The 23877-nt window shown below is 63.6% G+C and carries 19 protein-coding genes and 1 pseudogene; 15 read left to right on the top strand and 5 right to left on the bottom strand.

Going from position 1 to position 23877, the window contains the following annotated elements; translation table 11 throughout:
* Positions 1–148 precede the first annotated feature (148 nt).
* From NIBR502773_RS17570 to NIBR502773_RS17505, 14 genes are read left to right on the top strand one after another with little or no spacing between them, the layout of a single operon-like run.
* The gene (locus tag NIBR502773_RS17570; RefSeq protein WP_141156553.1) at positions 149–883 is read left to right on the top strand and encodes a glycosyltransferase family 2 protein; all 735 of its coding nucleotides are present in this window, start codon (positions 149–151) and stop codon (positions 881–883) included.
* On the top strand, positions 880–1815 hold the full coding sequence (locus tag NIBR502773_RS17565) for a glycosyl transferase (protein WP_141156552.1): 936 nt from the start codon (positions 880–882) through the stop codon (positions 1813–1815). The genes NIBR502773_RS17570 and NIBR502773_RS17565 overlap by 4 nt, the downstream gene beginning before the upstream one ends.
* Entirely contained in the window at positions 1799–3340 is a 1542-nt protein-coding gene (gene hutH, locus NIBR502773_RS17560; protein ID WP_141156551.1) for a histidine ammonia-lyase, read from the top strand. Before NIBR502773_RS17565 ends, hutH begins: the two co-directional genes overlap by 17 nt.
* On the top strand, positions 3333–3758 hold the full coding sequence (locus NIBR502773_RS17555) for a thioesterase family protein (protein WP_141156550.1): 426 nt from the start codon (positions 3333–3335) through the stop codon (positions 3756–3758). The genes hutH and NIBR502773_RS17555 overlap by 8 nt, the downstream gene beginning before the upstream one ends.
* Positions 3755–4345 carry an outer membrane lipoprotein carrier protein LolA gene (locus NIBR502773_RS17550; RefSeq protein WP_141156549.1) on the top strand — a complete coding sequence of 197 codons (591 nt, stop codon included), beginning with the start codon at positions 3755–3757 and terminating at the stop codon, positions 4343–4345. Before NIBR502773_RS17555 ends, NIBR502773_RS17550 begins: the two co-directional genes overlap by 4 nt.
* Positions 4335–6647 (top strand): MMPL family transporter, encoded by a 2313-nt coding sequence (locus NIBR502773_RS17545; protein ID WP_141156548.1) that lies wholly within the window; start codon positions 4335–4337, stop codon positions 6645–6647. Before NIBR502773_RS17550 ends, NIBR502773_RS17545 begins: the two co-directional genes overlap by 11 nt.
* A 33-nt stretch (positions 6648–6680) precedes the next feature.
* Positions 6681–7928 carry an NAD(P)/FAD-dependent oxidoreductase gene (locus tag NIBR502773_RS17540; protein ID WP_141156547.1) on the top strand — a complete coding sequence of 416 codons (1248 nt, stop codon included), beginning with the start codon at positions 6681–6683 and terminating at the stop codon, positions 7926–7928.
* Positions 7925–8659, top strand: coding sequence for a class I SAM-dependent methyltransferase (locus NIBR502773_RS17535; protein WP_065940803.1), 735 nt, complete (start codon positions 7925–7927; stop codon positions 8657–8659). The genes NIBR502773_RS17540 and NIBR502773_RS17535 overlap by 4 nt, the downstream gene beginning before the upstream one ends.
* A complete protein-coding gene (locus NIBR502773_RS17530) occupies positions 8656–9138 on the top strand; it encodes a hypothetical protein (RefSeq protein WP_141156546.1) in 483 nt (160 codons plus the stop codon). Before NIBR502773_RS17535 ends, NIBR502773_RS17530 begins: the two co-directional genes overlap by 4 nt.
* Positions 9135–10301: a beta-ketoacyl-[acyl-carrier-protein] synthase family protein gene (locus NIBR502773_RS17525; protein ID WP_141156545.1), complete on the top strand. Its 1167-nt coding sequence runs from the start codon at positions 9135–9137 to the stop codon at positions 10299–10301. The genes NIBR502773_RS17530 and NIBR502773_RS17525 overlap by 4 nt, the downstream gene beginning before the upstream one ends.
* A complete protein-coding gene (locus tag NIBR502773_RS17520; RefSeq protein WP_065940800.1) occupies positions 10298–10759 on the top strand; it encodes a hotdog family protein in 462 nt (153 codons plus the stop codon). Before NIBR502773_RS17525 ends, NIBR502773_RS17520 begins: the two co-directional genes overlap by 4 nt.
* Positions 10756–11484, top strand: a complete 729-nt coding sequence (gene fabG / locus NIBR502773_RS17515; RefSeq protein WP_065925701.1) for a 3-oxoacyl-ACP reductase FabG — start codon at positions 10756–10758, stop codon at positions 11482–11484. The genes NIBR502773_RS17520 and fabG overlap by 4 nt, the downstream gene beginning before the upstream one ends.
* On the top strand, positions 11484–12710 hold the full coding sequence (locus NIBR502773_RS17510; protein WP_027604993.1) for a beta-ketoacyl-ACP synthase: 1227 nt from the start codon (positions 11484–11486) through the stop codon (positions 12708–12710). The genes fabG and NIBR502773_RS17510 overlap by 1 nt, the downstream gene beginning before the upstream one ends.
* A 25-nt stretch (positions 12711–12735) precedes the next feature.
* On the top strand, positions 12736–13182 hold the full coding sequence (locus tag NIBR502773_RS17505; protein ID WP_115486460.1) for a hypothetical protein: 447 nt from the start codon (positions 12736–12738) through the stop codon (positions 13180–13182).
* A 110-nt stretch (positions 13183–13292) separates the two neighbouring features.
* Here the strand turns inward: NIBR502773_RS17505 and NIBR502773_RS17500 are convergent, their stop codons facing one another.
* Positions 13293–14201 carry a LysR family transcriptional regulator gene (locus tag NIBR502773_RS17500; RefSeq protein ID WP_141156544.1) on the bottom strand — a complete coding sequence of 303 codons (909 nt, stop codon included), beginning with the start codon at positions 14199–14201 and terminating at the stop codon, positions 13293–13295.
* A gap of 172 nt (positions 14202–14373) precedes the next feature.
* Here NIBR502773_RS17500 and NIBR502773_RS17495 point away from each other — a divergent pair, with 172 nt between their 5' ends.
* On the top strand, positions 14374–15594 hold the full coding sequence (locus tag NIBR502773_RS17495) for an MFS transporter (protein ID WP_370671259.1): 1221 nt from the start codon (positions 14374–14376) through the stop codon (positions 15592–15594).
* 74 nt (positions 15595–15668) lie between these two features.
* Here the strand turns inward: NIBR502773_RS17495 and NIBR502773_RS17490 are convergent.
* The 4 genes and pseudogenes from NIBR502773_RS17490 to gltB form a co-directional block, all read right to left on the bottom strand.
* Positions 15669–16115 (bottom strand): annotated as a pseudogene (locus tag NIBR502773_RS17490) (cytochrome b/b6 domain-containing protein); the annotation flags it as partial.
* Between the two features lie 195 nt (positions 16116–16310).
* A complete protein-coding gene (gene hemE / locus NIBR502773_RS17485) occupies positions 16311–17378 on the bottom strand; it encodes a uroporphyrinogen decarboxylase (RefSeq protein ID WP_141156543.1) in 1068 nt (355 codons plus the stop codon).
* 277 nt (positions 17379–17655) lie between these two features.
* Positions 17656–19074 carry an FAD-dependent oxidoreductase gene (locus tag NIBR502773_RS17480; protein ID WP_027605000.1) on the bottom strand — a complete coding sequence of 473 codons (1419 nt, stop codon included), beginning with the start codon at positions 19072–19074 and terminating at the stop codon, positions 17656–17658.
* A gap of 32 nt (positions 19075–19106) precedes the next feature.
* Positions 19107–23552 carry a glutamate synthase large subunit gene (gene gltB / locus NIBR502773_RS17475; RefSeq protein ID WP_027605001.1) on the bottom strand — a complete coding sequence of 1482 codons (4446 nt, stop codon included), beginning with the start codon at positions 23550–23552 and terminating at the stop codon, positions 19107–19109.
* Between the last annotated feature and the right edge of the window lie 325 nt (positions 23553–23877).

Genomic DNA, 23877 nt, shown 5'->3' with positions numbered 1-23877 from the left:
TTGCCCCGCGTTGGGCTGCGAAGCGGCCCCAAAACCTGCGCCGGAGGTCTGTCTGACACGCCTCGGTTACCTTACTGGGGCCGCTCCGCGGCCCAACGCGGGGCAAGCCCGCTCACCACAGGTTATTTACCAGACGGTGAGGGACACCATGCATAACCCCTGCGCCCTGATCCCGGTCTATAACCACGAAGCCGCCGTGCCCGCCGTGGTCCACAGCCTGTTGGACAGTGGCCTGCCGTGCCTGTTGGTGGACGATGGCAGCAGCCCGGCCTGCGCAGCGGTGCTGGCGCAACTGGCGCGGCTGGACAATGTCACCCTGCTCACCCTGCCGACCAATCAGGGCAAGGGCGGCGCGGTGATGGCCGGGTTTCGCGAAGCGGCACGCCTGGGCTTCAGCCACGCCTTGCAGGTCGACGCCGACGGCCAGCACGACCTGCGCGAAGTCGAGACGTTTATCGACGCGTCCCGCAGGCAGCCCAACGCAATCATCTGCGGCTATCCCGAATACGACGAAAGCGTGCCCAAGGGCCGTTTGTATGCGCGCTACCTGACCCACGTGTGGGTGTGGATCAACACCCTGTCGCTGCAGATCCGCGACTCGATGTGCGGCTTTCGCGTGTACCCGCTGACACCGGTGCTGGCGCTGATGGACTCGGCCTATATCGGCACGCACATGGACTTCGACTCCGACATCCTGGTGCGCCTGGCCTGGCGCAACCAGCCGATGCGCTGGCTGCCGACCCAGGTGCATTACCCGGCCGACGGCCTGTCGCACTTCCGCCTGTTCCGCGACAACGTGCGCATCAGCGCCATGCACACCCGCCTGTTCTTCGGCATGTTGGTGCGTGCGCCGCTGATCCTGTGGCGACGGTGGCAGGCATGAGCGACAGCACCAAGCACTGGGCCGACCGCGAAGAGCGCGGCAGCTACTGGCTGATGAAATTCACCGCCCTCGCCGCCAAGGTCCTCGGCCGCCGCCTGCTGAGCCCGGTGCTGTACGGCATCGTGCTGTACTTCTTCCTGTTCGGCCGCACCGCGCGCCAGAGCGCCAGGCAATACCAGCAGTGCCTGGCCGACTGGAGCGGGCGCGATGAACTGCGCCCCAGCCAGCGCAGAGTCTTTGCCCAGTTCATGGCCTTCGCCGATGCCCTGCTCGACAAACTCGACGTGTGGAACGGCAAGCTGCGCCTGGAACAGATCGACATCAACGACCCGGCAAAACTGCGCGGGCAACTGCGCGGCGGGCGCGGGCAGATGCTGGTGGGCGCCCACCTGGGCAACCTCGAAGTGTGCCGCGCGCTGGCGGAAATCGGCGAACAGGTCACCATGAACGTGCTGGTGCACACCAAGCACGCCGAACGCTTCAACCGCCTGCTGGGCGAAGCCGGTGCCACCCACTTGCGCCTGATCCAGGTCAGCGAGCTGGACCCGGCCACCATGCTGCTGCTCAGCCAGCGCCTGGACGACGGCGAGTGGCTGGCGATTGCCGGCGACCGCGTGCCCTTGCATGGCGGGCGCACGGTGCGCGTGGATTTCCTCGGCCATGACGCCGCGTTCCCCCAAGGCCCGTGGCTGCTGGCGGGCCTGCTGAAATGCCCGGTCAACCTGCTGATGTGCCTGAAACACCAGGGCCGCTATCGCCTGACCATCGAGCCCTTCGCGCAATTGATCGAATGGAAACGCAGCACCCGCGAGCAGGTCATCGCCCTGTGGACCGCGCGCTACGCCGCACGCCTGGGCCAGTTCTGCCTGGAAGCGCCCCAACAATGGTTCAACTTTTACCCTTTCTGGAAGACCGATGACGACGCATCTTGAGCCGGTAACCTTTGGCGAACGCCCCCTGCGCATCGAAGACGTGCTGGCCCTGGCCAACCGTCAGGTGCCTACCCAGCTGCAAGGCGATGCCGCGTATCGCCAACGCATTGCCAAGGGCGCGCAGTTCCTCGACTCGCTGCTGGACAAGGAAGGCGTGATCTACGGCGTGACCACCGGCTACGGTGACTCCTGCGTGGTCGCGGTGCCGTTGCAACACGTCGAGGCCCTGCCCCGTCACCTGTACACCTTCCACGGTTGCGGCCTGGGCAAGTTGCTCGACGCCCAAGCCACCCGTGCGGTGCTGGCGGCGCGCTTGCAGTCGCTGTGCCACGGTGTCTCTGGGGTGCGCGTGGAACTGCTGGAGCGCCTGCATGCCTTCCTCGAACACGACGTACTGCCGCTGATCCCGGAAGAAGGCTCGGTGGGCGCCAGCGGTGACCTGACCCCGCTGTCCTACGTGGCCGCGACCCTGTCCGGCGAGCGCGAAGTGCTGTTCCGTGGCGAGCGTCGCCAGGCAGCCGACGTGCACCGCGAACTCGGCTGGGAGCCGCTGGTACTGCGCCCCAAGGAAGCCCTGGCACTGATGAACGGCACCGCGGTGATGACCGGCATCGCTTGCCTGGCCTTTGCCCGTGCCGACTACCTGCTGCAACTGGCCACGCGCATCACCGCACTCAACGTGGTGGCGCTGCAAGGCAACCCGGAACACTTCGACGAGCGCCTGTTCGCTGCCAAGCCGCACCCGGGGCAGATGCAAGTCGCCGCCTGGCTGCGCAAGGACCTGGCGATCGACGCGCCGACCGCGCCGCTGCATCGCCTGCAGGATCGCTACTCGCTGCGCTGCGCGCCCCACGTCCTCGGCGTGCTGGCGGACAGCCTGAACTGGCTGCGTTCGTTTATCGAGATCGAACTGAACAGCGCCAACGACAACCCGATCATCGACGCCGAAGAAGAACGCGTGCTGCACGGCGGGCATTTCTACGGTGGGCATATCGCCTTTGCCATGGACAGCCTCAAGACCCTGGTGGCCAACGTCGCCGACCTGCTCGACCGCCAGCTCGCCCTGCTGGTGGACGTGCGCTACAACCACGGCCTGCCGAGCAACCTGTCCGGTGCACCGGCGGACCGCGCGATGATCAACCACGGTTTCAAGGCGGTGCAGATCGGCACCAGCGCCTGGACCGCCGAAGCATTGAAAAACACCATGCCGGCCAGCGTGTTCTCGCGCTCCACCGAGTGCCACAACCAGGACAAGGTGAGCATGGGCACCATCGCCGCCCGCGATGCGATCCGCGTGCTGGAGCTGACCGAACAGGTCGCCGCCGCCACCCTGCTCGCTGCCAACCAGGGCGTGTGGCTGCGCGCCCAGGCCGACGACGCACGCCCGTTGCCGCCGGCGCTGGCGGCCATGCATGCAGAGCTGGCCCAGGACTTCCCGCCGGTCATCGAAGACCGTGCCCTCGAAGGCGAACTGCGCCTGTGCCTGCAACGCATCGCCGAGCAACACTGGAGGCTGCATGCGTAGCCCTGGCGTATTGCACAGCGACACCGAAATCCTGGTGCCGTTTTTTGACGTCGACACGATGAACGTCGTCTGGCACGGGCATTACGTGAAGTACCTGGAAATCGCACGCTGCGCGCTGCTGGACAAGATCGGCCACAACTACACGGCCATGCTCGACGCCGGCTACGCCTGGCCGGTGATCGACATGCAACTGCGCTATGTACGCGGTGCGGTGTTCGGCCAGACGATCAACGTGCGCGCCAGCCTGGTGGAATGGGAGAACCGCTTGAAGATCAATTACCTGATCACCGACCTGGCCAGCGGCGAGCGCCTGACCCGCGCCAGCACTGTGCAGGTGGCGGTGGACATCGCCACTCGCGAGATGCAGCTGGCGTCCCCCAAAGTATTCACCGACGCCGTCGACAGGGCCTTGTCATGAAACTGATCACCTTCCTCGGCGCGTTGCTGCTGTCGCTTCAAGCCCAGGCCTTCGACCTGCAACAACTCAGCGACCAGTTGGCCAAACCCTCAGTGATCCACGGCAGCTTCATCCAGGAAAAACACCTGCGTGCGCTGCCGCAGCCGTTGGTCAGCAAAGGCACCTTCGTCCTGGCCAAGGACCACGGCCTGCTGTGGCTGCTGAAAACCCCGCTGCAACAGGACTACCGCATCAGCGCCCAAGGCATTGCCCGCCGTGACGCCAACGGCTGGCAACTGCTGCCGAACAAGAGCGCCGGTGCCGAACAGAACCGCCTGTTCCTCGCCGTGCTCCAGGGCGACAGCAGCGGCTTGCAGCGTGACTTCGAGCTGCAACTGCAAGGCGAAGCCCGGCAATGGAAGCTCACGCTGATCCCGCGTTCACTGCTGCTCAAGCAGGTATTCACCCAGATCAATATCGACGGTGGTGAGCTGGTGCACACCATCGAACTGCTGGAAACCCAGGGCGACAGCACCGTGCTGCGCATGCAGGACAGCAGCGCCGACCAGCCATTGAGCGACGCGGAGCAACACGACTTTGCCCAGTGAGCGCCTGCTGCCCCGCCTGTTCCTGATCCTGCTGGTGGCCGTGCTGGCCCTGGCCGGCTGGCAGTGGCGCCACGGCGCACCGCTGTCGGCCAACCTGATGGAGCTGGTGCCGGGCAGTACGCCGGACGCCCTGGAACTGCAAGCCGAACAGCGCATGCAGGAGCCGCTCAACCGCGAAATGCTGGTGTTGGTGGGGCACGCCGATCGCCAGCAAGCGGTGGCCGTGGCCCAGCAATTGGGCGAGCGCTGGCAGGCCAGCGGCTTGTTCGAGAAGGTGCAATGGAACCTGCAAGCCGACCTGCCGGCGCTGCGTGAGCAGTTGCTGCGCGGACGGCTGGCGATGCTCTCGGCCAAGGACCGCGAACAGCTGATCGAGCACCCCGACGCGTTCATTCAGCAACGGGTGCAGTCGCTGTTCGACCCCTTCACCGGCTTCAGCCTGGTGCCGAGCCAGGACGACTGGCTGGGCCTGACCGGGCGCATCCAGAACAGCCAGCCGCAGCACGGCTCGGTGCAACTGGACATCGGCAGCGGCGCCTTGATCGCCGATGCCGACGGCAAGAGCTGGGTGCTGCTGCGCGCACGTACCACCGGCAATGCATTCGACATGAAACTGCCGCTGCAAGTGGCGGATCTGCTCCAGGCCAGCCGCACGCAGGCCGGCGAATACGGCGCGCAATTGCTCGCCGCCAGCGGTTTGCTTTACGCGGCGAACGGCCAGCAACAGGCCACGCGGGAAATCACCTGGGTCGGCGGCGGCGCCACCGTCGGCATTCTGCTGTTGCTGTTGCTGGCGTTCCGCCGCTGGCGAGTGCTGCTGGCGTTTGTACCGGTGCTGGTGGGCATGCTGTTTGGTGCCGTCGCTTGCGTGGCGCTGTTCGGCCATATGCATGTGATGACCCTGGTGCTCGGCTCCAGCCTGATCGGCGTCGCGGTGGATTACCCGCTGCACTACCTGTCGAAAAGCTGGAGCATGAACCCCTGGCGCAGTTGGCCGGCATTGCGCCTGACGCTGCCAGGGCTGAGCCTGAGCTTGGCCACCAGTTGCATCGGCTACCTGGCTCTGGCCTGGACGCCCTTCCCGGCCTTGACGCAAATCGCGGTGTTCTCCGCCGCGGGCCTGGTCGGCGCCTACCTGTCAGCGGCGTGCCTGCTGCCGGCACTGCTCAAGGGTGTCGAACTGCGCCCGGCACAATGGCCGCTGCGCGTCGCCGAATGCCTGTGGCGGGTGCGGGCCGCCTTGCTCAAGCGTGTGCCCAGTCCGGTGCTGCTGGTGTGGGTGTTGCTGTTCTGCGCCGGCGGCCTTTGGCAGTTGAACAGCAAAAACGATATCCGCCAGTGGATCGGCGCGCCGCCGCAGTTGCTGCAAGAGGCACAGGCCGTGGCGCGCATTACCGGTTTCCAGCCCACCAGCCAGTTTTTCCTGATACGGGCCGACAACCAGCCGCAGTTGCTGGAGCGCCAAGCCGCCCTGGGCCAACGCCTGGACCAGTTGGTGAATATGGACAAGCTCCAGGGTTACCTGGCGCTCAACCAACTGGTCAGCCTGCCCGCCGAACAGCAGCAACTGCGCGACGCCCTGAGCACACTTCCACAGCATTGGCAGCCGCTGCTGGACCTCGGCGTGCCCGCCGGCGCCCTGCACGCCGAAGTCGCGCAACTGCAAGCGCTGCCCACCGAAGACATCGACGCTGCGCTGGTGGGCCCCTTGGCCGAACCTTGGCGCACCCTGTGGCTGGGCCCGGTGGACGGCGGCGTGGCGGCCATGGTCAGCCTGCAGGGCTTGAACAACCCGGCGCTGCTGCGGGTACAAGCCGTGGACCTGCCCGGCGTGCAGTTGGTGGATCGTCTCGGGGATTTGAACCGTGTATTCGCCGACACGCAGATCAGCGCCGCCGAATTGAAGTTGATGTCCTGCGTGCTGATCGTGCTGTTACTGATCCTGCCGTTCGGATTCGGCGGGGCCTTGCGCATCGTCGCCCTGCCGTTGCTGGCTGCACTGTGCAGCCTGGCCAGCCTGGGTTGGCTGGGCCAGCCGCTGACCCTGTTCAGCCTGTTCGGGTTGCTGCTGGTCACGGCCATCAGTGTCGACTATGCGATTTTGATGCGCGAACAGATCGGCGGCCCCGCGGTCAGCCTTTTAGGGACGCTGCTGGCAGCGCTGACGACCTGGTTGTCGTTCGGCCTGCTGGCGGTGTCCAGTACCCCGGCAGTGAGTAATTTCGGCCTGTCGGTCAGCCTGGGCCTGGCATTCAGCTTTATGCTGGCCCCCTGGGCCGGCCAACGGAAACACGCCTCATGAATGTAGTTATCGCCAAAGCGGCAAGGAGCCCTCGTGCCCATAGTTGAAATGGAACGTCGCCAGGTCGTGGTGATTGGTGCCGGGCCATCCGGCGCGATTGCCGCCGCACTGCTTAAACGCAAAGGGCATGATGTATTGATCATCGAGCGCCAGCATTTTCCGCGCTTCTCGATCGGCGAAAGCCTGCTGTCGCACTGCATCGATTTCATCGAAGAGGCCGGCATGCTCGACGCCGTGCAGGCGGCGGGATTCCAGGTAAAAACCGGTGCCGCGTTCGCCTGGGGCGAGCGTTACAGCGCGTTCGATTTCGGTGACACCTTCAGCAACGGCAAGCCCACTACCTTCCAGGTGCAGCGCGGCGAGTTCGACAAGTTGCTGGCCGATCAGGCAGCCCAGCAAGGCGTCGACATCCGCTACGGCGAAACCATCGTCGGCGTGGATTTCTCCGGTGAGTGCCGCTACCTGCATGTGCGCCGCGAGAACGGCAGCGAGTACCACATCAAGGCCAAGTTCGTGCTTGATGCCAGCGGCTACGGCCGCGTGCTGCCGCGCCTGCTCGACCTGGAGGCGCCGTCGAATTTCCCGCTGCGCCAGGCGGTGTTCACCCACGTTGAAGACCGCATCGAACACCCAGGCTTCGACCGCACCAAGATCCTGGTCACCACGCACCCTACGAAACGCGATATCTGGTTCTGGACCATCCCGTTCAGCAACGGTCGTTGCTCGGTCGGCGTGGTCGCGGCCAAGGAGCATTTCGACGGCCGCGACAGCGACCTCGACGCTTGCCTGCGGGGTTTTATCGATGAAACCCCAAGCCTGTCCGGTGTACTGCGCCACGCTGTGTGGGATACCCCCGCGCGCACCATCGGCGGCTACTCGGCCAACGTCAAAACCCTGCACGGCCCCGGCTTTGCGCTGCTGGGCAATGCGGCGGAATTCCTCGACCCGGTGTTCTCCTCCGGCGTGACCATCGCCATGCGCTCGGCGAGCATGGCCGCCGGCGTGCTGCACCGTCAGCTCAAAGGCGAGACCGTGGACTGGCAAACCGAGTTTGCCGAGCCGCTCAAGCGCGGTGTCGACACCTTCCGCTGCTACGTCGAAGGCTGGTATGCAGGCACCTTCCAGGATGTGATCTTCCACCCCGGCAGCTCACCGGACATTCGGCGGATGATCAGTTCGATCCTCGCAGGTTACGCGTGGGACGAACGCAACCCGTTTGTCAGCGAGCCCAAGCGGCGCTTGCGGATGTTGTCGGAAATTTGCGCGAGTGAACCGGTATGACGTCTCAATACCTGAGTAAAAACTACGTCGAAGAAACCCGCTTCGGCTTCTGGTTCCTGCGCAGCCATACCTGGCAGCACCATGTATTGCGCGTGGCAATCAACGACCTGCGCGGCCTGTTCACCGACCCGTTGCCCCAGGCGCCGGTGCTGCTGGACGCCGGTTGCGGCCAGGGCAAGTCATTCCAGTACCTGCAGCAGGTGTTTGCCCCCGCGCGCCTGATCGGCCTGGATGCCGACCCCCACAGCCTGGAACTGAGCAAGGCCGAAGCCGCGCGCCAGGGCCTGGCCATCGAATTGATCGGCAGCGACTGCGCCACCCTCGATGTGCCGGACGCCAGCGTCGACATCCTGTTCTGCCACCAGACCTTCCATCACCTGGTTGAACAGCATCGCGCACTCAAGGAGTTCTACCGGGTGCTCAAGCCGGGCGGTTACTTGCTGTTTGCCGAATCCACCGAAGCCTATATCGACACCTGGGTCATTCGCTGGCTGTTCCGCCATCCCATGCATGTGCAGAAAAGCGCCGAAGAGTACCTGCAGATGCTCCGCGAGCAGGGCTTTGAGTTCGGCCCGCAGAACGTTTCGTACCCCTACCTGTGGTGGAGCCGTTCCCGCGACTTCGGCCTGCTGGAGCGCTGGGGCCTGCGTAACCCGCCGCCGGTGGGCCAGCGTGAGGAAACCCTGGTCAACTGCGTGGCGCGCAAACCCCTGGCGAGCGCCGCACCATGATGCGCAGCCTGTTGATCGGTTGCCTGTTGCTGCTGAGCGCCTGCGCCAGCCAGCCGCCGCTGCCTGAAAAAACCCCAACCCTGGCCTTGCCGCTACAGCTGCATGTGCAGCGCCTGGCGGACGGCCAGAGCCAGGACTGGCTGCTGGTGATCCAACGCGAAGGCGGCGCACTCCGCTGGTCGATGATGGACCCCCTGGGCATTCCCCAGGCCCGGCAGAAACTGATCGATGGCCAGTGGCAGGCCGACGGCCTGCTGCCGCCCAATCCCCAGGCGCGCGAGCTGTTTGCCGCACTGTTGTTTGCCTTGACCTCGGCCGATGACGTACGCGCGCTCTACCCCGGCGCCCAGGCGATGGACCTCACGCGCACCCTGCCGGGCCATTGGCAGATCGTCTACCAATCGTCAGAAGTCTTCAGTGTGAACATGAGCGGCCAGCCCTTGAGCTACCGCATCACGCCACTCGGTGCCGCCCGATGAGCGCCTACCTCAATGCCCTCGGCGTGATTTGCGCCCTCGGCCGTGGCCAGGCCGCCGTCAGTCGCAGCCTGTTTGCCGGCGACTGCTCGGGGATGCGTGCCGAAAGCGGCTGGGTGCCGGAGCGCACGCTGCCGGTAGGCAGTGTGCACGGCGAGCTGGCGACCATTCCGACAGAGCTCGGCCAGCAAAGCAGCCGCAATAACCAACTGCTGCTGGAGGCGGCGCTGCAGATCGAGGGCGAGATTCGCCAGGCGATCCACCGCTATGGCGCCTCGCGGGTCGGGGTCGTGCTCGGCACCAGCACCTCCGGCATCGACGAAGCCAGCCGTGGAATCGCCCAGTACCTGCGCGATCAGCACTTCCCCAGCGACTACGACTACCAGCAACAGGAACTCAGCGCCCCGGCGAATTTTCTCGCCGACTGGCTGCAACTGAGCGGCCCGGCCTATGTGATTTCCACCGCCTGCACCTCCAGCGCCCGGGCCTTGATGAGCGCACAACGCCTGCTCGACCTGGGAGTGTGCGACGCGGTGCTCTGCGGCGGCGTCGACAGCCTGTGCAAGCTGACCCTCAATGGGTTCGGCGCGTTGGAAGCCGTGTCCAATGAACGCTGCAACCCGTTTTCGGTGAACCGCAACGGCATCAATATCGGCGAAGCGGCGGTGCTGTTCCTGATGACTAAAGCGCCTGCGGCGATCGCCCTGCTGGGCAGCGGTGCGAGTTGCGATGCGCACCATATCTCCGCGCCGGAACCCACCGGCAAAGGTGCGTTGCAGGCGATGCGCAAGGCCCTGGCCAGTGCGAACGTGCAGCCCGGGCAGATCGGCTACCTGAACCTGCACGGCACCGCCACCCAACACAACGACGCCATGGAAAGCCTGGCCGTCGCCAGCCTGTTCCCCGACGGCGTGACCTGCTCGTCGACCAAACCCATGAGCGGCCACACCCTGGGCGCGGCCGGCGCGCTGGAAGCCGCGTTCTGCTGGCTGAGCCTGGCCCATGGCCGGGTGCCGCCCCATGTGTGGGACGGCCAGGCCGACCCCGCGCTGCCCGCCCTGCAATGGGCGCAGGCGGGGGACACCTTGGAAAAACGCTGCCTGATGAGCAACTCGTTTGCCTTCGGCGGCAACAATGTCAGCCTGATAATCGGAGAGGCCCCATGACCGATTGGCCACTCGCCGAACTGCTGCCCCACGCCGGCGACATGATCCTGATCGACCAGGTGCTGTCGTTCGATGAAGAGCAGATTCACACCCGCCTCACCGTCAAGCCCGGCGGCCTGTTCAACCGCCCTGACGGCAGCCTGCCGGCCTGGGTCGGCATCGAGTTGATGGCGCAGAGCGTCGCCGCCTACGCCGGCTGCCGCGCCCGTCAAAAGGGTGAAGCGGTGGAACTGGGCTTCCTGCTCGGCACACGCAAGTTCGAGTGCAACGTGGAACACTTCCCGGCCGGCGCCGAGTTGAACATCCACGGCCTGCGTTCCCTGGAAGACGACAACGGCATGGGTGTGTTCGAATGCCACCTCACCGGTAGCGGTATCCAGGCCAGTGCGCGCTTGAACGTATTTCGACCGCCCCAGGCGGCCAACTATTTAGATGAATCGAAGGACGAAACGCCATGACTGAACCCGTACTGGTCACCGGCTCCAGCCGTGGCATCGGCCGCGCCATTGCCCTGCGCCTGGCCCAGGCCGGGCATGACATCGTGCTGCATTGCCGCAGCGGTCGGGCCGAAGCCTGCGCGGTACAGGTCGAGATCGAGGCCCTGGGCCGCCAGGCGCGGGTGCTGCAATTCGATGTGGCGGACCGCGCCGCGTGCAAGCAGATCCTTGAAGCCGATGTTGAGCAACACGGTGCTTATTACGGCGTGGTGCTCAACGCCGGCCTGACCCGCGACGGCGCCTTCCCGGCCTTGTCGGAAGACGATTGGGACGTGGTGATGCGCACCAACCTGGATGGCTTCTACAACGTGCTGCACCCGGTGATGATGCCGATGATTCGTCGTCGCGCAGCAGGGCGTATCGTGTGCATCACCTCGGTCTCCGGGTTGATCGGCAACCGTGGCCAGGTCAACTACAGCGCCTCCAAGGCCGGCCTGATCGGTGCGGCCAAGGCCCTCGCCATCGAACTGGGCAAGCGCAGGATCACCGTCAACTGCGTCGCCCCCGGTTTGATCGACACCGCCATGCTGGATGAAAACGTACCGGTGGAAGAACTGATGAAGATGATCCCGGCGCAACGAATGGGCACCCCGGAAGAAGTCGCCGGTGCAGTGAATTTCCTCATGTCGGCCGAAGCCGGCTATATCACGCGCCAGGTCCTGGCCGTGAATGGAGGCCTGTGCTGATGAAACGCGTCGTCGTCACCGGCATGGCCGGCGTGACCTCCCTGGGCAGCGACTGGGACACCATCGCCGCCAACTTCCGCGCCAACCGCAGCGGCATCCGACGCATGGACGAGTGGGAGCGTTTTACCGAATTGAACACGCGCCTGGCCGGGCCGGTCGATGATTTCGTCGTGCCCGCCCATTGGACGCGCAAGCAGCTGCGCAGCATGGGCCGTGTCTCGCGCCTGGCGGTGTGGGCGGCGGAACAGGCGTTGCAGGACGCGGGCTTGCTCGGCGACGAGTCGATCAAGGACGGGCGCATGGGCGTGGCCTGTGGCTCGTCCACCGGCAGTACCGACGAGATCAAAGCCTTCGGCAATATGCTGCTGAACTCGGTGGCCGAGGGGCTCAATGCCAACTCCTACGTGCGCATGATGCCCCACACCACGGCGGCGAATATCAGCATCTTCTTCGGCCTCACCGGGCGGCTGATCCCCACGTCCAGCGCGTGTACCAGCGGCAGCCAGGGCATCGGCTATGCCTATGAAGCGATCAAGTTCGGCCGCCTGCCGTTGATGCTCGCCGGTGGCGCCGAGGAGCTGTGCCCCACCGAAGCCATGGTGTTCGACGCGCTGTATGCCACCAGCCTGAAGAACGATGCGCCGCAGACCAGCCCACGCCCCTACGACAGCGGCCGCGACGGCCTGGTGATTGGCGAAGGCGGCGGCATGCTGGTGCTCGAAGAACTGGAACACGCACTGGCGCGGGGCGCGCATATCCATGCCGAGATCGTCGGCTTCGGCAGCAATGCCGACGGCCAGCACACCACCCGCCCAGAACAGAAAACCATGCGCCGCGCCATGGAGCTGGCCCTGGAAGATGCGGGCCTGGAGCCTGCCGCCATCGGCTACGTCAACGGCCACGGCACCGCCACCGACCAGGGCGATATCGCCGAAACCCAGGCCACCAGCAGCCTGTTCGGCAGCCGCATGCCCATCAGCTCGCAGAAAAGCTTCCTCGGCCACACCTTGGGCGCCTGCGGTGCACTGGAATCGTGGTTCAGCATCGAGATGATGAACCGCGACCAATACGTGCACACCTTCAACCTGGACTCCGTCGACCCGCAATGCGGCGAGCTGGATTACCTGCAGGGTGAATTCCGCGAGATGCACCACGACTACGTGATGAACAACAACTTTGCCTTTGGCGGCGTCAATACGTCGCTGATCTTCCGCCGCTGGTCCTGACTTTTAATCGATTGGAGAATACGGAATGTCTTCTTTGCTACGCGCTACGCTGATCACCCTGGCCCTGCTGACCACCGCCGGCTGTACCAGCAAACCGATCCTCAACACCCAGCACGACCTGCCGGCCGACGCTCAGCTCAGTGAAGAGAAAATGAAAACGGTGATCGTCAACGCTCTGCAAAAACGCGAATGGACGGTGCAACGCCTGAGCCCGCAGCTGGTGCAGGCCGAGATCACCGTGCGCAACCAGTACTACGCGGCCATCGACATCCGCTACACCCGCAACAGCTACGCCATCACCTACCGCGACAGCCGCCAACTGGGCTACAAGGACGGCAAGATCCATCGCAACTACAACCGTTGGGTGAACAACCTGGACAGCGACATCATGGCGGGATTGCGCAGCAATGGCGTGAGTGGTGAGGCAGGGTCGGCGGCGCAGTTGTTCGAGCAGACGGGAACGTCGAAGTAAAACCAAGGCCGGGCACAACCTCTGTGGCGAGCGGGCTTGTCGAATCGTCGCACCGCCCGCGTTGGGCTGCGTAGCAGCCCCATTAAGATCACCGCGTTTTTTCAGGCAGATCACAGCGTCAGATTTGGGGCTAGCCCGCTCACCACCAACAACTCCACAAACGCCTTCGCCATCGGCGTTTGTGCGCCTTTGCGCTGCACCAGCCATACCGCCGTCACCGCCTCCTGATCCAGCAAGGTGCGATAGACCACGCCATCGATGCGTATCCGTTGGTATGACGCTGGCAGCACCGACACGCCCAAGCCCGCCGCCACCAACCCGATGATGGTCATCGCCTCCCCCGCTTCCTGGGCGAAGTGCGGGCTGAAGCCGGCATCACGGGCCAGGTTGAGCAGTTGGGCGTACAGGCCACTGCCGTAGGTGCGAGGGAAAAATACAAAGGGCTCCTCCGCCAGTTGCGCGAGGCGCAGGCCACGCTCACTGCCCTCCACTAAGGGGTGGTCAGCGTTTAATACGGCAACCAGCGGTTCGCGCATCAGCTCAATCACACTCAATGAGTCCGGCAACGGCAGCGGCCGCATCAGCCCAACCTGGATCGACTCATCCACCAGCGATTCGGCCACTTCGGTGCTGCTCATTTCCTGCAGGTTCAGGTGCACCGCCGGGAAGGCTTGGCGAAACGCGAAGATCGCCTGCGGAATCGTGGAGTTGAACGGCGCCGACGAGGTGAAGCCGATCTTCAGCTCGCCCAGCTCCCCCAACTGTGCGCGGCGGGCCACATCCGCCGCCTTGTCGACCTGGGCCAGTACCAGCCGCGCCTCGTGCAGGAACAGGCGTCCGGCCTCGCTCAGTTCGACCCGACGATTGGTCCGCTCGAATAACCGAGCCCCCACCTCCTGCTCCAGCGCCTGGATCTGCTGGCTCAACGGCGGTTGCGAGATGCCCAGCACCTGCGCCGCGCGACCAAAGTGCAGCTCCTCGGCGACAGCGATGAAGTACCGCAGGTGACGTAATTCCATGCCAGCCTCATTAGGTCGTAAAAGCTATCAAACGGGTCGAACAATATATTGGAAAGAATCATTAGCCAGCTATATTCTTTTTTGCATTGCCAGTCCTGGCAGGCTTTTCCTCCCCGAGGTCTCCGTGAAATCTGCTGTCGCTCCATTCGCCCAAGAAGTCCCGCCCACCGCCCTGGATGAGGTGGTGGCGCAGCTCAATGACGCATACATCGAAAAAGGCACGCCGATGTTCATGCGCACGGTGCTGGCGCTGTTCTCCGGCGGCTTCGCCACGTTCGCCCTGCTGTATTGCGTGCAGCCCATGATGCCGGCGCTGTCCCACGAGTTCTCGATCAATGCGGCACAAAGCAGCCTGATCCTCTCAGTGGCGACGGCGATGCTGGCGCTGGGTTTGCTGATCACCGGGCCGATTTCCGACACCCTGGGCCGCAAGCCGGTGATGGTCGCCGCGTTGTTTTGCGCCGCGCTGGCGACCATCGCCAGCGGCCTGATGCCGTCCTGGGAAGGGATTCTGCTGATGCGTGCGCTGGTGGGCCTGTCCTTGAGCGGCCTGGCTGCCGTGGCGATGACGTACCTGAGCGAAGAAATCCACCCCCAGCACATCGGCCTGGCTATGGGCCTGTACATCGGCGGCAACGCCATCGGGGGCATGAGCGGACGCCTGATCATCGGTGTACTGATCGACTTCGTCAGCTGGCACACCGCAATGCTGATCATCGGCGCCCTGGCGCTGATTGCCGCCACGGTGTTCTGGAAGATCCTCCCCGAATCGCGCAACTTCCGCGCCAGCAGCCTCAAGCCGCGCAGCCTGGTGGATGGCTTCGTCATGCATTTCAAGGATGCCGGCCTGCCGTGGCTGTTCCTTGAAGCCTTCCTGCTGATGGGCGCGTTCGTGACGATGTTCAACTACATCGGCTATCGCCTGCTGGCCGACCCGTATGACCTGAGCCAGGCCGTGGTGGGCCTGCTGTCGCTGGTGTACCTCTCGGGCATCTACAGCTCGGCAAAAATCGGCTCCCTGGCCGACCGCCTCGGCCGCCGCCGCGTGCTCTGGGCCACCATCGTGCTGATGCTCGCCGGCATGGCCCTGACCCTGTTCACCCCGCTGTGGCTGGTGGTGCCGGGCATGCTGATCTTCACCTTCGGCTTCTTTGGCGCCCACTCGGTGGCCAGCAGCTGGATCGGGCGCCGCGCGGTGAAAGCCAAGGGGCAGGCGTCGTCGCTGTATCTGTTTTGCTATTACGTAGGCTCAAGCATCGCCGGGACAGCGGGCGGATTCTTCTGGCACTTCGGCGGATGGAACGGCATCGGCGCGTTTATCGTGGCGCTGTTGATGGGTGCGTTGCTGGTGGCGTTGAAGTTGGCGAAGTTGCCACCGCTGACCGCCCCTTGAACAACCGGCGCCTTGAACAACATCCGCGCCATCACCCGCTTGCCTCGTCGCTCATGCATGACTACGGCGCCGATATGCAGGACCAGCATCAGCAGCAACCCCACACACGAGAGCACATGCACACGGGTATACAGGGCGATGCGGGCCGGGTCGTGCTCGAGGGGGGCGATGGAGAGCAGGTTAAAGATATTGATCGGGCGATCCATCATCAGCACGCCGGTCGCCAACACCATGGCGAGCACCAGGTACATGGCCTTGTGAACCAGCAACGCCAGGTATTCCTGCAGTGTTCGCTTGACGGAAAAGTCCAGGCCGTGGGCAAAGGAACAATAGACCCGCAAGACAAACACCGGAATATAGACAGTGGTCAGCGACACATTGAAGAACGCCACCCACGCCTTGACCGAGGCGGGCACGCTGAATACCGCCACGAAAAAACCCGACAATAACGCCCACACAATAATGACAGCCGAAACCCAATGCAGCAGTTTCTGGCTCGTTGAATACGCTGAAGTGTTCATCCTGAGATCACCTGACAATGAACGCCATGCACTGGCGAGAGGAAGAGTCGGGTAGGATTTTTACCGAGGCAAGTTACCGGGGGCTGTAGGAGAAATCCCAAAGCACCCACACTACCAAGGCAGGACTTAACGAACGCTGAAACGCAGCGAATCCCCCTTCGCCAGGCAAAGGGGGATCCGATTCAGGCGGGAGTATTACGGGTGGTATTGCGCAGACAGCTCGTGCACGGCCTGCAGGAACGCACCCGCATGGTCCGGGTTCACTTCCGGAGTGATGCCATGGCCGAGGTTGAACACGTGGCCACTGCCTGTGCCGTAGCTGGCCAGGATGCGGCTGACTTCGGTGCGGATCGCTTCCGGCTTGGCGTACAGCACGGTCGGGTCCATGTTGCCTTGCAGCGCGACCTTGCCACCGACACGACGACGGGCTTCGCCGATATCGCAGGTCCAATCCAGGCCCAGTGCATCCGCGCCAGCGTCGGCGATGCTTTCAAGCCACAGGCCACCGCCCTTGGTGAACAGGATGACCGGCACTTTGCGGCCTTCGTGTTCACGGATCAGGCCGCTGACGATCTTGCGCATGTAGGCCAGGGAGAATTCCTGGTACGCCGCCGCGGACAGGTTGCCGCCCCAGGTATCGAAGATCTGCACGGCTTGCGCACCGGCCATGATCTGGCCGTTGAGGTAGGAGGTGACCGACTGGGCCAGCTTGTCCAGCAGCAGGTGCATGGCTTGCGGGTTGTCGTAGAGCATGGCCTTGGTCTTGCGGAAGTCTTTCGACGAGCCGCCTTCGACCATATAGGTGGCCAGGGTCCATGGGCTGCCGGAGAAGCCGATCAGCGGCACGCGGCCGTTCAGCTCGCGGCGGATGGTGCTGACGGCGTCCATCACGTAGCCAAGGTCTTTGTGCGGGTCGGGGATCGGCAGGGCTTCGATATCGGCCAGGGTGCTGACGACTTTCTTGAAACGCGGGCCTTCGCCGGTCTCGAAGTACAGGCCCTGGCCCATGGCGTCGGGGATGGTGAGGATGTCGGAGAAGAGGATGGCCGCGTCCAGCTGTGGGTAGCGGTCCAGTGGCTGCAGGGTGACTTCGCAGGCGAACTCCGGGTTCATGCACAAGCTCATGAAGTCGCCGGCGTGGGCGCGACTGGCGCGGTATTCCGGCAGGTAGCGACCGGCCTGACGCATCATCCACACGGGGGTGACGTCCACGGGTTGCTTGAGCAGGGCACGAAGGAAACGGTCGTTCTTGAGGGCAGTCATGTCGGCATCCGCAAAAAAAGTGCGGGCATTTTCTCAGAGCGCGACGCAAAAGGCACGGCAAGAGCGGTGCCTTTTGTCTATCGGGTCAATTTGTCGCGGTAGCTTGAACACAGCACAAAACAAATGTGGGAGAGGGCTGGCTGTGGTGAGCGGGCTTGTCCCGCGCCGGGCTGCGAAGCAGCCCCTTTGATCTGCGGTGAACCCGACGGGGGGCAAGCCCCCTCACCACAGCCAGCCCCCTCCCACATTTTGATCCCATTTCAACCTGGGATCAGGGTCAGACTTGCAGGTAGTCCAGGATCCCTTCGGCGGCATTGCGGCCTTCGAAGATCGCCGTCACCACCAGGTCAGAGCCGCGCACCATGTCGCCACCGGCGAAGATTTTCGGGTTGCTGGTCTGGTGCTTGTACTGGCCTTGTTCCGGGGCGACAACGCGGCCCTGGCTGTCGGTCTGGATCTCGAACTGCTCGAACCACGGCGCCGGGCTTGGACGGAAGCCGAAGGCGATGACCACGGCGTCGGCAGGGATGATCTCTTCGGAGCCCGGGATCGGCTCGGGGCTGCGGCGGCCACGGGCGTCCGGTTCGCCGAGACGGGTCTCGACCACCTTCACGCCTTCGACGCGGTCTTCACCGACGATGGCGATCGGCTGGCGGTTGTAGAGGAATTTCACGCCTTCTTCCTTGGCGTTCTTCACCTCTTTGCGCGAGCCGGGCATGTTGGCTTCGTCACGGCGATACGCACAGGTCACCGACTTGGCGCCCTGGCGGATCGAGGTACGGTTGCAGTCCATCGCGGTGTCGCCGCCGCCGAGGACCACGACCTTCTTGCCTTTCATGTCGACGAAATCTTCCGGCGACTTTTCAAAGCCCAGGTTGCGGTTGACGTTGGCGATCAGGAAGTCCAACGCGTCGTAAACGCCCGGCAGGTCCTCACCGGCAAAGCCGCCCTTCATGTAGGTGTAGGTGCCCATGCCCATGAACACGGCATCGTATTCGGCGAGCAGCTGCTCCATGGTCACGTCTTTGCCGATTTCGGTGTTCAGGCGGAACTCGATGCCCATGCCGGTGAAGACTTCGCGGCGATTGCTCAACACGGTCTTTTCCAGCTTGAACTCGGGGATGCCGAAGGTCAGCAGGCCGCCGATTTCCGGGTTTTTGTCGAACACCACCGGGGTCACGCCGCCGCGCACCAGCACGTCGGCACAGCCCAGGCCCGCCGGGCCCGCACCGATGATCGCGACACGCTTGCCGGTCGGCTTGACCTTGGACATGTCCGGACGCCAGCCCATGGCGAACGCGGTATCGGTGATGTACTTCTCCACCGAACCGATGGTCACCGCGCCGAAACCGTCGTTCAGGGTGCAGGCACCCTCGCACAGGCGGTCCTGCGGGCACACCCGGCCGCAAACTTCCGGCAGGGTGTTGGTCTGGTGGGACAGCTCGGCGGCGGCGAGGATGTTGCCCTCGGCCACCAGCTTGAGCCAGTTGGGAATGAAGTTGTGCACCGGGCACTTCCATTCGCAATACGGGTTACCGCACCCCAGGCAGCGGTGGGCCTGATCGGCCGAATGCTGGGGTTTGAAGGGCTCGTAGATTTCCACGAACTCTTTCTTGCGTTGACGCAACAGTTTCTTCTTCGGATCTTTGCGCCCGACATCGATGAACTGGAAGTCGTTATTCAGACGTTCAGCCATGTTAAAACCTCATCAAACTCTTCAGGCGCATATCACTGCGGGTTGGCACGGATGCTGGAAAGCAACGATTTCAGGTTGGCAGCCTTGGGCTTGACCAGCCAGAAACGACGCAGGTAATCATCGAGGTTTTCGGCGAGGTTACGACCCCATTCGCTGCCGGTCTCCTCGACGTACTCGTCCAGCACGTGCTGCAAGTGGTTCCGGTAGGATTCCATGGCTTCGCCGCTGATCCGCTGGATCTCGACCAACTCGTGGTTGACCTTGTCGACGAAGGTGTTGTCCTGGTCGAGCACGTAGGCGAAACCGCCGGTCATGCCCGAACCGAAGTTGTAACCGGTCTTGCCCAGTACCGCGACAAAGCCACCGGTCATGTACTCGCAGCAGTGATCGCCCGTGCCTTCCACCACGGTGTGGGCACCGGAGTTACGCACGGCGAAACGCTCACCGGCCGTACCCGCGGCGAACAGCTTGCCACCGGTGGCGCCGTACAGGCAGGTGTTGCCGATGATGGCACTGTCCTGGGTCTTGTAGACGCTGCCTTTGGGCGGAACGATGACCAGTTTGCCGCCGGTCATGCCCTTGCCTACGTAGTCGTTGGCGTCGCCTTCCAGGTACATGTGCAGGCCGCCGGCGTTCCACACGCCGAAGCTCTGGCCCGCAGTGCCCTTGAAGCGGAACGTGATCGGCGCCTTGGCCATGCCCTGATTGCCGTGCTTGCGCGCGATTTCGCCGGAGATGCGTGCGCCGATGGAACGGTCGCAGTTGCAGATATCCAGGGCGAATTCGCCACCAATGGCGTCGTTGATCGAGGAACCGGCCATTTCGACCATCTTCTCGGCCAGCAGGCCTTTGTCGAACGGCGGGTTGCGATCCACCTGGCAGAATTGTGGCTTGTCTGCAGGGATGTGATCGCTGCCCAACAACGGCGTCAGGTCCAGGTGCTGTTGCTTGGCGGTCTGGCCTTCGAGGATGTCCAGCAGGTCGGTGCGCCCGATCAGCTCTTCCAGGGAACGCACGCCCAGCTTGGCCAGCCACTCACGAGTTTCTTCGGCGACGTAAGTGAAGAAATTCACCACCATGTCGACGGTGCCGATGTAGTGATCCTTGCGCAGCTTTTCGTTCTGAGTGGCGACGCCGGTGGCGCAGTTGTTCAGGTGGCAGATGCGCAGGTATTTGCAGCCCAGGGCGATCATCGGCGCGGTGCCGAAGCCGAAGCTCTCGGCGCCGAGGATGGCGGCCTTGATCACGTCGAGGCCGGTTTTCAGGCCACCGTCGGTCTGCACCCGCACTTTGCCGCGCAGGTCGTTGCCGCGCAGGGTCTGGTGGGTTTCCGCCAGGCCCAGTTCCCACGGTGCGCCGGCGTACTTGATCGAGGTCAGCGGCGATGCGCCGGTGCCGCCGTCGTAGCCGGAGATGGTGATCAGGTCGGCATAGGCCTTGGCCACGCCGGCGGCGATGGTACCGACGCCCGCTTCTGCGACCAGTTTCACCGAGACCAGGGCCTGCGGGTTGACTTGTTTCAGGTCGAAAATCAGTTGCGACAAATCTTCAATCGAGTAGATGTCGTGGTGCGGCGGTGGCGAGATCAGGGTCACGCCCGGTACCGCATAACGCAGCTTGGCGATCAGGCCATTGACCTTGCCGCCCGGCAGCTGGCCGCCCTCACCGGGCTTGGCGCCCTGGGCCACCTTGATCTGCAGCACTTCGGCGTTGACCAGGTATTCCGGGGTCACACCGAAACGGCCAGTGGCAACCTGCTTGATTTTCGAGCTCTTGATCGTGCCGTAGCGCGCCGGGTCTTCACCGCCTTCACCGGAGTTGGAACGCGCGCCCAGGCGGTTCATGGCTTCGGCCAGGGCTTCATGAGCCTCAGGCGACAAGGCGCCCAAGGAAATACCGGCGGAGTCGAAGCGCTTGAGGATCGATTCCAGCGGTTCGATTTCGCTGATGGCCAGCGGCGTATCCAGGGTCTTCACCTTGAACAGGTCGCGGATCATCGACACCGGGCGGTTATCCACCAGCGCGGTGTATTCCTTGAACTTGGCGTAGTCGCCCTGCTGCACGGCGGCTTGCAGGGTGCTCACCACGTCCGGGTTGTAGGCGTGATATTCGCCACCGTGCACGAACTTGAGCAGGCCACCTTGCTGGATCGGCTTGCGCGCGCTCCAGGCTTCGGCGGCCAGGGCTTTCTGTTCGGCTTCGATGTCGACGAAACGCGCACCCTTGATGCGGCTCGGCACGCCACGGAAGCTCAGCTCGCAAACTTCTTCCGACAGACCAATGGCTTCGAACAGCTGCGCGCCACGGTAGGAGGTGACGGTGGAGATGCCCATCTTCGACAGGATCTTCAGCAGGCCCTTGGTGATGCCCTTGCGGTAGTTCTTGAACACCTCGTAGAGGTCGCCCAGCACTTCACCAGTACGGATCAGGTCACCCAGCACTTCATAAGCGAGGAACGGGTACACCGCCGAGGCGCCGAAGCCGATCAACACCGCAAAGTGGTGCGGGTCGCGGGCGGTGGCGGTTTCCACGAGGATGTTGGAGTCGCAGCGCAGGCCTTTTTCGGTCAGGCGGTGGTGCACCGCGCCGGTGGCCAGGGACGCGTGGATCGGCAACTTGCCCGGAGCGATATGACGGTCGGTCAGCACGATCTGGGTACGCCCGGCGCGCACGGCTTCTTCGGCCTGGTCGGCGACGTTGCGCACAGCGGCTTCAAGGCCGAGGCTCTCGTCGTAGTTCAGGTCGATGATCTGGCGGTCGAAACCCGGGCGCTCCAGAGTCATCAGCGAACGCCACTTGGCCGGGGAAACGACCGGCGAGCTGAGGATCACACGGGAGGCGTGCTCAGGCGACTCCTGGAAGATGTTGCGCTCGGCACCGAGGCAGACTTCCAGGGACATCACGATGGCTTCGCGCAGCGGGTCGATCGGTGGGTTGGTCACCTGGGCGAACTGCTGGCGGAAATAGTCGTACGGCGTGCGCACGCGCTGGGACAGCACAGCCATCGGCGTGTCATCGCCCATGGAGCCGACCGCCTCGTAGCCTTGCTCGCCGAGCGGACGCAGGACCTGGTCGCGCTCTTCGAACGTGACCTGGTACATCTTCATGTACTGCTTGAGCTGGTCGATGTCGTAGAACGCCGAACCGTGGTCGTTGTCTTCCATGGTCGCCTGGATGCGCAGGGCGTTCTTGCGCAGCCATTGCTTGTACGGGTGACGGGACTTCAAGCGGTTGTCGATGGCATCGGTGTCGAGGATCTGGCCGGTTTCGGTGTCCACGGCGAGGATCTGGCCAGGGCCTACACGGCCTTTGGCGATCACGTCTTCCGGCTTGTAGTCCCACACGCCGATTTCCGAGGCCAGGGTGATGAAACCGTTGGTGGTCGTAACCCAGCGGGCCGGGCGCAGACCGTTACGGTCGAGCAGGCACACCGCGTAGCGACCGTCGGTCATGACCACGCCGGCCGGGCCGTCCCACGGCTCCATGTGCATCGAGTTGTACTCGTAGAATGCACGCAGGTCCGGGTCCATGGTCTCGACGTTCTGCCACGCAGGCGGAATGATCATGCGCACGCCACGGAACAGGTCGATGCCGCCGGTGACCATCAGTTCGAGCATGTTGTCCATGCTGGAGGAGTCGGAGCCCACACGGTTGACCAGCGGGCCGAGTTCTTCCAGGTCCATCAAATCGTTGGCGAACTTGGTGCGACGGGCCACGGCCCAGTTGCGGTTGCCGGTGATGGTGTTGATCTCGCCGTTGTGGGCGAGGAAGCGGAATGGCTGGGCCAGCGGCCATTTCGGCAGGGTGTTGGTGGAGAAGCGCTGGTGGAACACACAAATGGCGGTTTGCAGGCGCTCATCGCTCAGGTCTGGATAGAAGGCGGTCAAGTCCGCCGGCATCATCAGGCCTTTATAAATGATGGTCTTGTGGGAAAAGCTGCAGATGTAGTGGTCGGCATCGGCGGCGTTGGCCACGGACGAGCGACGACGGGAGGTGAACAGCTTGATCGCCATGTCCTGGTCGCTCAGGCCGTCGCCTGCGATGAACACTTGTTCGATCTGCGGCAGGCGCTCCAGGGCCAGGCGGCCGAGCACGCTGGTGTCGATCGGCACTTTGCGCCAGCCGACAAGTTGCAGGCCGGCAGCGACGATCTCGCGGTTCATGTTCTCGCGAGCAGCTTCGGCTTTGGCCGGGTCCTGGTTGAAAAACACCATGCCCACGGCGTACTGCTTGGGCAGGTCGACCGCGAAATGCTCTTTGGCGACCGCGCGCAGGAACTGGTCGGGCTTTTGAATCAGCAAGCCGCAACCGTCACCGGTCTTGCCGTCGGCGTTGATCCCACCGCGGTGGGTCATGCAGGTCAGGGCCTCGATGGCCGTTTGCAAAAGGGTATGACTGGGCTCGCCCTGCATATGGGCTATCAGGCCGAAACCGCAGTTATCCTTGAATTCATCGGGTTGGTACAGACCTGCTTTCATAGACACTTTCTCACCAGGCTGCCTCTTGTAACGAGGCAAATTTCTTTTCAATTCAACCGGTTACCTTCCACGCCGAACGTACGCCGGCTTAGCGGGGGCAAAAGGGAGGTCATTGTACACACCGACACGAACGCTCACAAATTTAGCGACGAAATGTCGCAAATCTATGTCGCATTTATGAAAGGTTTAAAGCGATATGCTGTGCTAGTCAAAACTTTTTTAATTCTGACCGCTACGACTCAAAAGCTACTGTAACGCAGACACCACAAAGCGCGCGGCCTGGAGGGGCTGCACGCCTTGCGATCTTTTTTGAGGTGCCGGGAGG

The sequence above is a fragment of the Pseudomonas sp. NIBRBAC000502773 genome, from assembly GCF_006517195.1.
Classification (GTDB): domain Bacteria; phylum Pseudomonadota; class Gammaproteobacteria; order Pseudomonadales; family Pseudomonadaceae; genus Aquipseudomonas; species Aquipseudomonas marginalis.
Note: the sequence above shows the minus strand (reverse complement) of the source record. Positions and strands in the feature narration are given on the sequence as shown.